Genomic DNA, 12,267 nt, shown 5'->3' on the forward strand with positions numbered 1-12,267 from the left:
CTTCGTACCTCGCAATGACGATTTTTGTCTTTTATTTTACTTGGTTCAGAAAATAGTCAAAAGTATCTCCACGTAGTCCTAAACGAATAGTTTCTAAAGGAATTACTTCTGCCGGGGCAATATTACCAAGATTTACATTGCTACCGATTAATTTAATAAACCAAACTTGTTGTTCTTTTTGAGGAGCCTCCCAGATAATGGTTTCTTCAGGAATCTGCGTTAGAATTTCATCAACCAGTCCTTCACGCACTTCGCCGCTACCCCGGTAAATACCTACATTACCGCCTTCGCGGGCTTCGGCAATTACCTTCCACGATCCTGCTTCGATTTCGGCCTGCATTAATTTAATCCACTTGTATGGGGCAAATATTTTAGCGGCATCTTTACTGCCCACTTCAGAAATAACGGTTACCTGTTTAGCCAGTTCACGGATAAACTCACATTTTTTATCGTGCTCAATTTCGATAGAACCATCAGAAACTTCTGCATATTCCATCCCGTATTGATCTAATACACGCTGATAATCTGAAAACTGGTTACGGATGATAAAGGCTTCAAATAATGTTCCACCGAAATAGGTAGGAATGCCTGCACTTTTATATAAAGCTAATTTTTCTTTAAGGTTTGGTGTTACGTGTGATGTGGCCCAACCTAATTTTACGATATCTGTATGTACGCCGGCAACTTCAATAAAATCTTCAACCTGGCGTAGGCTCAATCCCTTATCCATAACCATTGTTAAGCCTTTTTGGCGTGGTTTAGCTGGACGTTCGGGAACGTTTAATAATGGATAATTCATATGCGTACAAAAGTGAAAAAAATTTTGAGATTTATTTGTTAAATTTTTCTCACAAGGTCGTTACCTTATATATCTGTTTATAACGTTCAAAATGGCACTATTATCCTGCAATTGTGGCAAATATTCAAATAAAATATAGTGTTTATCAGGGTCAGTTGTTAAAGCCGTTTCTAAATATCCCAGCGCATCGCTATAGTTCCCTAAGGCAAAAAGATAGGCTACCATCCGGTAATACAGTTCTGCTGCTTCGGGGTTATTCTTAATCGCCTCAGCCATCGTTTCCGAGGCTTCCAGTAATTTGCCCTGCTCATAAAGTACGGTACTAAAATCTAACCAGGCTTCAATATCTAAAGGATTAAACTCCAATACTTTTTCATAAGCTTCGATCGATTCATCAATCTGGCCTAATTTGTAATAAGCATCGGCCATGGCAAACCAGAAATCAGGATTTTCAGCTTCTAAATCGATTGCTTTTTTATAAAAATGCAAGGATTCGAAATAACGTTCTTCAAAATTCAGCGTAACACCAATCCCAAACCAGGCATCTGCCATTTTAGGATCCATTTTTACCGATTTTTTGTAGTATGAACGGGCTTCGTCCATTTTTTCCAGTTTTTCGTAACATTCACCAATGGCGCAATAAGTATCAGCATTGGGTTGTTCGTATTCGAAAGTCTGTTTGTAAACCTCTATGGCCTCGTCATATTTATCGAGTTGAACCAAAGCATTGCCTTTATTGAAATACGCCGAGCTAAAATCCTCTTTAATGAGAATCGCATAATCATATGCGTCGATCGCTTTTTCGAAAAGGTTCAACTTGTGGAAACTGTTGCCTAAATTATACCAGGCCGCATAAGAATACGGATCGGTATCGATGTATTGCTGATAAAACTTAATACTTTCTTCTTGTTTATCTAACACATCGTAACAGAAAGCCAGCTCATACAAACCATCCTGGTTTTCCATATTCTGCTCTAAACTGAGTTTAATATAGGTAATGGCGCTTTCATAATCGCTCATGCTCTGGTAAACATAAGCCATTTGCAATAAAATCTCATCGGTACTTTCGGCCAGTCCCAAAGCTTTTTCATAATTTTCCAAAGCCTCGTCAAAACGTTCGGTATTTTGAAAAATATTACCGCGAAGCAAATAAATATCTGGTTCAGACGGTTCTAAAAGCTCGGCTTTCTGCAAAGCAATAAAAGCCTTTTCGTGGTTGTTGGTTAAAATGTAAAGGTGAGCCTGTTTGATTAAAAACACAGTAGCATAAGGGTGTTGACTGATTGCAAAATCAACTACCTGCAAAGCTTTGACCGGATCATTTTTCTCAATGTAGAAATCTACAATGTATTCGAATGCCCCTGCATCGAAGAAATACTGATCCTGGTTGCGGAGCATTTCTTCGTAACGTTCTACCGAGCGTTGTGCATCTTCGTTGGATTCAAAAAAGAATTCTTCTTCCATATATTATACTATTAAAGAACCGTGCCAATTAGCAGAAAAACACATTATAAGTTTACAAGTTTTAATTATCCGTTTTTAAAATAATTATTAACATCAATCGGTTAAAACAGCGTAAATAGCTGACTATAAAGCGTATTGACTGTGATTAAGATGTGTGGATAATCGATAGATTTTGTGCAACATCGCGGTTCCTTTTCCCTTCTTTGACAAAAATACTATAAATTTATGGTATATACGTAATGAAGAAGTCATGAAAGGATTAGTCATTTTTGCCCTGTTTTTATGCTGTTTTGCTACAAATGGCTTTGCACAAAGCGATGAGGAAAGCGCCATCAAAAAAACCATCAACAATCTTTTTACCGGGATGAAAAGTGGAGACAGCACCTTAACCCGAAGCGCCTTTGCACCAGCAGCGATCATGCAAACCATCGCCAACAAAGCCGGTAAAGTAAGTGTCCGCACAGAATCTGTTAACGACTTTATCAAATTTATTGCCACTCCGCACCAGGAAAAGTACGATGAGCGTATTGTTTTTACGAAAATATTAATCGATGGTCCCTTGGCCGCTGTTTGGACAGACTATAAATTTTATCTCGGCGAAAAATTTAGTCATTGCGGGGTTAATTCTTTTCAGCTGGTAAAAGGAGATCAGGGCTGGCAGATTGTTTATATTATCGATACCAGGAGAAAGGATAAGTGCAACGAGTGATTTTTATAGATAAGTTATTCTTGGTTTTTGGAAAGCAAAACCAGGAGCTAGGTTATTGTTAGTCGGGCTTTTCGTTATAGTCCCGATTTTGAATAAAAATCGGGAGCTGCCACTGCAATCCCGTTTAGTTACCTGGGTTTGTGCTGCTATTTGGGGCTGGATTGGCCACCACTCGCTGTTCATAAACCTGATAGAACGGAAAGCCCGCAGCGAAGCATGAGTGAGGACTTGAAGGGATAGCAGGGCTACCGGCAGCCACAGGCACGGAACTGTTTATTTCCAAAATCTACAAATAATGCTACCAACTATAAATCGGTTTTCAATTCTATATTTCATGTTTGTTTTTTGGAAAGCAAAACCTGTAGCTTGGGTGAATGTTAGTCGGGCTTTTCGTTACGGTCCCGATTTTAAAGGAAAATCGGGAGCTGCCACTGCAATCCCGTTTAGTTACACAGGTTCGTGCTGCTATTTTGGGCTGCATTGGCCACCACTCGCTGTTCATAAACCTGATAGAACGAAAAGCCCGGAGCGAAGCATGAGTGAGGACTTGACGGGATAGCAGGACTACCGGCCGCCACAGGCACGGAACTGTTCATTTCCAAAATCTATAAATAATGCTACCAACTATAAATCGGTTTTCAATTCTATATTTCATGTTTGTTTTTTTTTGGAAAGCAGAACCTGTGTCTTAGCTTAATGTCCGTCGGGCTTTTCGTTATAGTCCCGATTTTGAAGGAAAATCGGGAGCTGCCACTGCAATCCCGTTTATAAAACACCTGTTTCTGCTACTGTTCAGGGTTGCTAGTGCACAAACCGTTTAGCAGGAAGGATTGGGAATAGAAAGAGCCGGCGATGTTTCCATGCCAGCTCTTTTCTAGATGAGATTTACCATTTATTCTTTTTCCAGATCTGCTGCGCCTTTTTTAAATAATTCGGCCTGCTTGCTCAGGTTTGCTTTTGCTTCACCGCTTACCGCAGCAGCTTGCTGTGTTTTAGCCTGCGCAGCTGCAGCATAGGCACCGGCAAGTTGTTTATTTAAATAGCTTTGTAATTTTAACCTTTCGATGGCGCTGCTAATGTTCATTATACCCTTTTCGGTAACCACAGGGTTATTATTCGCCCTCAGATACTGAAAATACTGACCAACTACAGCGAAAACTTTATTCTTATCGCCTGTTAGCATTACATTATCATAAAATGCCTGATATTCATCCTTAGGTTCGTTAATGTATAACAATGCAATTGATGGTGCAATGTGTGCTTTCGTATCTTCATCTAACAATGCTACCGCCGCGATACTCTCTTGCGGTGCCAGTTTAGACAAACCATCAACACCTGCAGCAATTACCTTATACGATCTGTCTTTTAGACTTGCCAACACTAAAGTTTTATAAGCCTGATCGCCGGTTTCAGCCAATTTCACAATGGCAGCTGCTCTTACTTCGGTATTTTTATCCGTTTTAGCAATCTGCAGTAAAATAGGCAAAGCTGCTGCTTTAATCTGAGCATCTGCTAAGTTAATGCCATCGATACTTAAAGCACGTAAATCTGCCGATTTATCTTTTAAACCTTCTAACAGCACCAGCTGACCGCTTTTAGCTTTGCTCTGCATAATAAATTGCAGGGCTTCAATTCTATTGGCATAACTCGGGGCATTTTTGTATTGGAAATAATAGTTTTCAGCAGTTTTATTGTCGTTGGTTTCGCCCACTAAAATTTTATCTGCATCAAAATCGATTAAATCGGGTTTAGCACTCACCTCAAAACTAAAATTCTGCTCACGGCTATTGATCAGGATTTCTTTTCTGATTTTTTTCCCGCCGGCATAAATATCAACTTTGATCGGCAGGGTAAAGATCTGCACGCTAGCATCTTGTGTTTGTTTAACCTTAATCGTCGCTTTACCGTTTTCGTAACCGTAATCGATACTTAAAACCGGGTGACCTCCATTGTAATACCACTGATTAAAATAAGGGCTCCAATCTTTTCCGGTAACCTCTTCCATGGCTAAACGCAACTGGTGTGTTTCGCCATTTTTAAGTGCATTGGTAGTGAGGTAACGGTTAAGCGATTTGTAGAAGGCGGCATCACCCATCTGATTTTTTAAAGCATATAAAATAATCGATCCTTTGGAGTAACTCACATTATCGAACATATCTTCTTTATCGCCATAATGAAAACGTGCCAATACCGGGCTTTCTCCATTTTTTGTCGATCCTAAATAAGACTGCAATTTACTGTAACGCGATTTATCTTCCGCATCCTGCCCTTCATCATGCCCATGCCAGATCACTTCGCCAAAGGTGGCAAAAGATTCGTTCATGGTTAAGTTAGACCACGACTCTGCGGTTACGTAATCGCCAAACCATTGGTGAAAAAGTTCATGTGCAATAGTTCCTTCTTCATTTTCATCCAATAACTCACGATCGGTTTTTTGCACCTGCTCGCCGTGTAAAGTAGCCGTAGTATTTTCCATTGCGCCCGAAACGTAATCTCTGGCGACCACTTGTGCATATTTGTTCCATGGATAATCTACCCCTAACAAATTGCTGTAAAACTGGATCATATCCGGCGTTTTGCCAAAAATTTGCTTCGCATAAGGTGCAAATTTTGGTTCCAGGTAATAACTAACTTCCTTGCCTTTATAGGTATCTTTTGTTACTTTGAATTCACCCACAGCCATCATAAACAAATATGGTGAGTGGGGAAGATCCATTTTCCAGGTATCAGTCCGGGTTCCATCTGCATTGGCTTTCTGGCTCACCAGTTTTCCGTTAGAAAGTGTGGTGTATTTCGATTTTACCGTGATCGAAATCTCTTCAGTAGTTTTCTGATCAGGCTTATCGATCGTCGGAAACCATGCCGAAGACGATTCCGTTTCGCCTTGTGTCCAGATCTGAGTTGGCTTATTTTTATCTGTGCCATCCGGGTTAATAAAATATAATCCTTTAGCATCGGTTATGGCCGCACTCCCCTTTACTTTTAATTCATCAGGTTTAGCAGTATAAGCGATATACACAGTATACTTTTCGGTATTGGTATATTTTTTATTTAAAGTGATATACAGCTTATTATCATGGTAAACATACTTAAGCGGGGTATTTCCTTTTGCGCCAACCAATGCAACAGTTTTAATATCCATTCCCTGCGCATCGAGGGTTAAAGAGTCTGTAGCGTAAAAATGAGGTTTTAAAGTAAGCCATTCTTTACCGTGAAGGTATCGTTTAGCATAATCAAAAGATACATCGAGTTTGGTATGCACCAGATCGTTAACTTTAGTTGCAGTTACCCGGTAAATATTTAGGTTGTTCGATTTTTCTACAGGCTGTTCCTGCGCAAAAAGTGGATTAGCCATAAAGGCCGAAGCCAGCAGCACGCCACAGGCAATAATTCTTTTATTCATTTTTATGTTGTTACAAATTAGCTTTACTTTAAACACGGCTGTTTGTGCTAAGTAAAAACGCAAATGTAGTCGCCTTTAGTTTGTTTTTACAAATTCATTGAAATATTTAGTTCATGCGCACACTTGCTATTTTTTTAACACCTGAAAAATTGAAGCATTAACAATGAGTGATCTTCCCTGTCAGCCGTTGATTAAAACCTTAACTACCTTAATTTCTCAATGGTTATTGATGACCAATATTTAATAAACCTAATTGGTTGCTACAGGTTTCAACACGTAACCTTTAAGCTGCAGTCCTTTTATCAAGCCTTCGGTACCCACCAAATGACCTGCTCCAACGGCTATAAATAGTGACTGGTTTTGCATCAGGGCCGGTAATTGATCCAACCATCTTTTATTCCGGTTTTTTAAGAGTTCGGTCATAAACTCTTTAGTCTCTTCATCTTGTATTTTAAAGAAATCGGTTAATTTATCGATGTTCTGGGTAAGATAATAGGTTTTTAACTCCTCCATTTTTTGCTTGCTTTTAGCAATTTCTCTCACCGATTTTAAGAGCGCTTTTTTTTGCTTCTGTAAATCGCCGTCAAATAAAAGTGCTGCCTGGTATTCGGCAGTTTCTAATCCGATCAGCGATTTCGCATTTTTTTTGGCATAATTCTGAAAACTATTATCCAGCCCTTCTCCTACATCTTTTAACATATCCGGATTGTCAAAAAGCATGATCATTAACGATACCATTGCCGGTTTATAATTATTGAGTTCCTTTAATTCAAACCCTGGTTGCCTGGTTTTAAAGTAGTCTTCTACCTCTTTAAATTCTGCTTTTGTCAATAAACTATCAAGTGTATTGTTTTTCATCATTAAAAATGGCGCCATCCTCTTTTGTATGGTACTGTCCATTACAATTTCCCCTACTACCGCATCGGCCGATTTCAATTTCTCTTGCAAAACTTTCATGGTATCCGCAAATTTTGCAGGTATCAGGTGATGTGTTCCAAATAAATAAGACGTTTTTTTTAATCCGTTACCAGAAATTTCCCACAACAGTGAGTTCGAACCCTTTGTGGTTTGCGCACAGAGCACAGTGCTGAACCCCAGAAAAATGATCAGTAATACTTTTATATTTTTCATTCTATTTTTTGTTAGGTAGTTGTTTTATTTTATCGGCATTATTTTGGAAAACTACATTAATTTACACCGCAAAACAAAAAATACTAATTTGACATCCTCTTTTATTTATCCTGTTATCTTTAAAGCAAGGTATTAAAGATTGTAGCAATTTAAGAACCTGAATGTAACCTGCTTTCTCGTATTTTTTCGTTTTTTTGTATAAATCGTTAGCTATATGACAACAGATATTCAATCCATTTTAAACAAATTGGGCATTAATGCCAGTAATGCCGCCTATAGTACTGGCAGCAATTGGGGTGGTGAACTTAATGTAAACACATTAGAAAGTTTTTCTCCGGTTGATGGCAAGCTGATTGCTTCGGCTAAGATTGCAACTGCTGATGATTATGATGCTGTTGTACTTAAAGCACAGGAAGCATTTACAGCCTGGCGTTCGGTTCCGGCTCCAAAAAGAGGGGAAATTGTGCGGCAGTTTGGTGATGCATTGCGCGAAAATAAAGATGCCTTAGGTACTTTGGTTTCTTACGAAATGGGGAAAAGTTTGCAGGAAGGCTTTGGTGAAGTACAGGAAATGATTGATATCTGCGATTTTGCTGTGGGTTTATCCAGACAGCTTTATGGCTTAACCATGCACAGCGAACGCCCAAGCCACCGCATGTACGAGCAATGGCATCCACTGGGCATTGTGGGAATCATTTCTGCCTTTAATTTTCCTGTAGCCGTTTGGAGCTGGAATACTGCCCTGGCCTTGGTTTGTGGTAATGTTTGCATCTGGAAACCATCTGAAAAAACACCTTTAACCGCCATTGCCTGTCAACATATTATTGCAAAGGTTTTTAAAGATAACGACATAGCCGAAGGGGTTTGTAATCTCATTTTAGGCGATAGGGAAGTTGGCGAACGCATGACAAATGATGGCCGCATCCCTTTAATTTCTGCCACCGGATCAACGCGCATGGGCAAAGCAGTTGGCGCCGCCGTTGGTGCACGGTTAGGAAAAAGCTTGCTGGAGCTTGGCGGTAATAATGCCATCATCATTTCAGAACATGCCGATTTAGACATGAGTTTAATTGGTGCTGTTTTTGGTGCTGTTGGTACCGCAGGCCAGCGTTGCACTTCTACCAGAAGACTAATTATCCACGAAAGCGTATATGATGCTTTTACCGCAAAACTGGTTAAAGCTTACGGACAATTGCGCATTGGCGATCCTTTAGATCAAAATAACCATGTGGGTCCATTGATTGATACTGATGCCGTTGCGGCCTACCTCGATTCGATAGCAAAATGTAAGGCTGAAGGCGGTAATTTTGTGGTAGAAGGCGGCGTTTTATCGGGCGATGCCTATACCAGCGGGTGTTATGTAAAACCGTGTATTGCGGAAGTTCAGAATGATTTCAAAATTGTTCAGCACGAAACATTTGCGCCGATTTTATACCTGATTAAGTACAAAACATTAGATGAGGCCATTGCTTTACAAAATGGCGTACCACAGGGATTATCATCGGCCATCATGACCTTGAATTTAAGGGAGGCTGAGCAGTTCTTATCGGCTAAAGGATCTGATTGTGGTATCGCCAATGTAAATATTGGTACTTCTGGCGCAGAAATTGGCGGTGCTTTTGGCGGCGAAAAAGAAACAGGTGGTGGCCGGGAAAGTGGATCTGATGCCTGGAGAGCTTATATGCGCAGGCAAACCAATACCATCAATTATTCGAATACTTTGCCATTGGCACAGGGTATAAAATTTGATTTGTAAACAATCGTTATTTGCGAGGAGGTACGACTGCCCTTCCGGACTTTTGGGAGAAGCAATGTTTTTGATTATGAGCGATCGTTTTAAGATTGCTTCCCCGAAAGGTCGGGACAAGCTGCCGGCTGAAAAGGCCTTCTCAGCAATGACGACAACTACATAAAAAAGGCACTAAATTTAAAATTTAGTGCCTTTAGGATAAAATATATGATGGAGGATTAGAATAGTTTTTCTAATAAATCTACTTGTAAATCATCGTAGCGTGATTTATTGTTGTTGGCTAAAACTGATTTATCGGTCACTTTAATTGTGCTTTCCTGAGCGGTAAAATTACCCATTTTAATTTCAGAACCTGATCCGATTAATGCCGAGGGTGTTTCTGAAGAACCGGTTAACTTTAATGATGCAGTATCTTTAAGCTCCGTTGACAGGTTAACAGCATTGGCTGTTATATCTGCAGATGCTTTATCGTTTAAAACAACATTTAAGTTTAACAGATTAAAATTGCCTGCAGTACTTACTGTTGCGGTGTTCGATGCTTCAATAGCAGTTAAATTATTGACGTGGGCAATTACAGTTAAGGTATTTTTATCGAAAGAACTGATTCTAAGTTCTTCTCCTTGTTGCTGCACCAGGGCATTTTTGGTATAATACTGATCGTAAACTTCAACGCTTTCCTTAACATCCTGAACCAGGATCAATTTAACATTTCCGGTTACTACAATTTTTGCAACATTTTTAACCTGTGTAATCGCGGTATAATGTGCATTATTTTCTGTAGCGTTTGCTACTCCTGTTGCGCTACTTAAAGTAACCATTACCAATGCAGCTGCGAATAAATTTTTAATAGAAGTTCTCATGACTTTAATATTTTATATTGTGTAATATTTTGTTTTAAATCCCTAGTTATTAGGTGGTTTTGTAATTAAGACTGCGAACGACCAAAAACGTTTCAGCCCGTTCTTCGCTATTATACCATGAGCTTGTATTTATAGACGAACGCCAAATTAACCTATACGAAAAGGGGTTGATTTTTTAAATTCAAAAAAAAATGGCCAGTCTGTTTAGCGACCAGCCATTTATTGGATACTAGGTTTAGATAGTTTAAAGCTTTTTAATCAGCAGATAACTTTTTGCCTCAAACCATAAATTGGCATCATGATCATTTTCATAATACGTACCCTGCAACGAAGTCACCACAATGGTATAGTTATACCCATTAATGTTTTTAGAAACACTCATCAGCTTCGCCGGATACAAGTATTCCTGTTTCTTACCAGAGGCTTTTAAAGCCCCGTTTTCATATGCTTTTCTAGCCTGACCGAACACTTCTTTTAAATCGATGTATAGTGCCTCTTGATTATTAACCAATAGCGAAATTTTTGAATTGATTTTATTTGTGGTTAAATCTGTACCGTAAAGCCGTGTTACTTTTTTCTCTGGGTATCCGTTTAATTCAATCAGATAATCATAGCCCTTAACGCTTAAAACCTGGTTTTCATTATTTTGAAGGGTAATGCTCACACCTGGGTCATATTCCAAAACACCTTTAACCTTAAAAATTGCTAATGCTGTATCTACCTTGTTCATCCGCATGCTATAGCGATAGTTATTGGTACCATCTATCCTTTCCTCTATTTTACTGAGGTCTTTTTTAGTAAAAGGCTGCAGCGTTTTTAGTCCATGTGTATACACAAGATACCTGATTACCGCCGGCTTTTCTCTAATATCGTCTTTTTTCTTGCTGTTCATTATCCGCTTTAAACGGCTTAGCTGCGAATATTTAGATACAGAAAAAGCACTTTGCGGACCATATGTAGCCAACAGCGAAATGATACACAAACTTATTGGGATTACCTTAATGTTCTGTTTTTTACTAAAAAGAAAATAAATGGTTATACCCGCCAGCCATAGTGCAAGTGCCGTTAAAACGTAGCGGCTTTCTGTTATACCATAATGACCAACCCTTTTCCAAACGGCAAGTAATAAAAGTACTACCAGTGGAATCATCATGACATAAAAGAACCTGGAAAATAATTTAATCCAACTATTGCCGTCCGTTTCTTTAACCGGATAAACCAGTAGCAACGATAAAATTCCAAAAACAGCATAGCCTAAAATCAAGCTTGATACCAAACCCTTTGGCAGCTCCCATAACGCAGCAATTTTGATCTCATATACCAGCAAAATCGCTAAATATATTGTTACCAGCGGAATAAGCACAAATTGAGCAAATATTTTTAAGCCTTTCGGATAACTATGATCTTCTTCCAGTAATTTATAATCAGTTGGGATTCCTGCTAAAAAGAAAGTAGTATTAAACCCGGCACTAATAATGGCAAATAAAGTCATGTATGTTTGCCATTTTATGTCGGCATTAAACAATCCATCAATGGCAACCAACGCAATTGCCAATCCTGCAAATAGTACAGCTGAGTAAAGTGCTGAGGTAAGAAACCGAAGGAAAAGCGCTTTATTAAACTGCCAGAAGCCATTTACTTTTTCTTGACCGATAAACGGTGCAAATGCTACCAGCAAATGAAATGCAAAAGCAAATAAGAAAATGCGGTAAAGATCTGCTGAATAGTTTGAAGGATCGAGACTGAAGTAAAGCAATACACCGGTCAATAAGCCGCCTAAACGTAGCAGCCACTTTTTCTTTAATGAGTATTGATTGCGTTCTGAAATTAAATCCAGTGCTAATACGAGTGTAAGCGCCAGATTTAAAATAGCAACGGCCTTTATTAAATGATCTTTTAAATTCTCATTCTGTTCTGAATAGTTTCGATAATCAGAAATATGTATATAATAACACCAGCACAATGTAGCTGCAACCGCAAAAATAATTTGTAAGGGAAAACGCTTAATTACATTTACGAATCCCAGGTATAGCTGTTGAAGAGAGGGTAATTTCATCTGATTTTTTTTACTAAAGATATCATGTTTTGTGTTTAATGGCTAAGCATCAGTTTGAAATTGTTAAAAAAGGTTAAAACATTACACACAACTAA

Annotated in this window: 8 protein-coding genes; 2 read left to right on the top strand and 6 right to left on the bottom strand. The window is 38.9% G+C overall.

What is annotated here, in order from left to right:
- Nucleotides 1-31: 31 nt before the first annotated feature.
- Together AC07YT_RS03170 and AC07YT_RS03175 are read right to left on the bottom strand one after the other, a co-directional pair.
- Entirely contained in the window at nucleotides 32-799 is a 768-nt protein-coding gene (locus AC07YT_RS03170) for a phosphosulfolactate synthase (RefSeq protein ID WP_086548216.1), read from the bottom strand.
- Nucleotides 800-859: 60 nt separating this feature from the next.
- The gene (locus AC07YT_RS03175) at nucleotides 860-2,263 is read right to left on the bottom strand and encodes a tetratricopeptide repeat protein (protein WP_086548217.1); all 1,404 of its coding nucleotides are present in this window, start codon (nucleotides 2,261-2,263) and stop codon (nucleotides 860-862) included.
- 250 nt (nucleotides 2,264-2,513) lie between these two features.
- Here AC07YT_RS03175 and AC07YT_RS03180 point away from each other — a divergent pair, with 250 nt between their 5' ends.
- Nucleotides 2,514-2,972: a nuclear transport factor 2 family protein gene (locus AC07YT_RS03180; protein ID WP_086548218.1), complete on the top strand. Its 459-nt coding sequence runs from the start codon at nucleotides 2,514-2,516 to the stop codon at nucleotides 2,970-2,972.
- 892 nt (nucleotides 2,973-3,864) lie between these two features.
- Here the strand turns inward: AC07YT_RS03180 and AC07YT_RS03185 are convergent.
- Both AC07YT_RS03185 and AC07YT_RS03190 read right to left on the bottom strand, forming a co-directional pair.
- Nucleotides 3,865-6,375: a M1 family metallopeptidase gene (locus tag AC07YT_RS03185; protein ID WP_086548220.1), complete on the bottom strand. Its 2,511-nt coding sequence runs from the start codon at nucleotides 6,373-6,375 to the stop codon at nucleotides 3,865-3,867.
- Between the two features lie 249 nt (nucleotides 6,376-6,624).
- Nucleotides 6,625-7,506, bottom strand: coding sequence for a TraB/GumN family protein (locus AC07YT_RS03190; RefSeq protein WP_086548221.1), 882 nt, complete (start codon nucleotides 7,504-7,506; stop codon nucleotides 6,625-6,627).
- 214 nt (nucleotides 7,507-7,720) lie between these two features.
- Here AC07YT_RS03190 and amaB point away from each other — a divergent pair, with 214 nt between their 5' ends.
- Nucleotides 7,721-9,262, top strand: coding sequence for an L-piperidine-6-carboxylate dehydrogenase (amaB, locus tag AC07YT_RS03195; protein WP_086548222.1), 1,542 nt, complete (start codon nucleotides 7,721-7,723; stop codon nucleotides 9,260-9,262).
- Between the two features lie 212 nt (nucleotides 9,263-9,474).
- Here the strand turns inward: amaB and AC07YT_RS03200 are convergent, their stop codons facing one another.
- Nucleotides 9,475-10,116, bottom strand: a complete 642-nt coding sequence (locus tag AC07YT_RS03200) for a GIN domain-containing protein (protein ID WP_086548223.1) — start codon at nucleotides 10,114-10,116, stop codon at nucleotides 9,475-9,477.
- A 244-nt stretch (nucleotides 10,117-10,360) separates the two neighbouring features.
- A complete protein-coding gene (locus AC07YT_RS03205; protein WP_086548224.1) occupies nucleotides 10,361-12,172 on the bottom strand; it encodes a DUF4153 domain-containing protein in 1,812 nt (603 codons plus the stop codon).
- Nucleotides 12,173-12,267 lie beyond the last annotated feature (95 nt).

It is taken from the genome of Pedobacter sp. GW460-11-11-14-TSB4 (assembly GCF_059423705.1).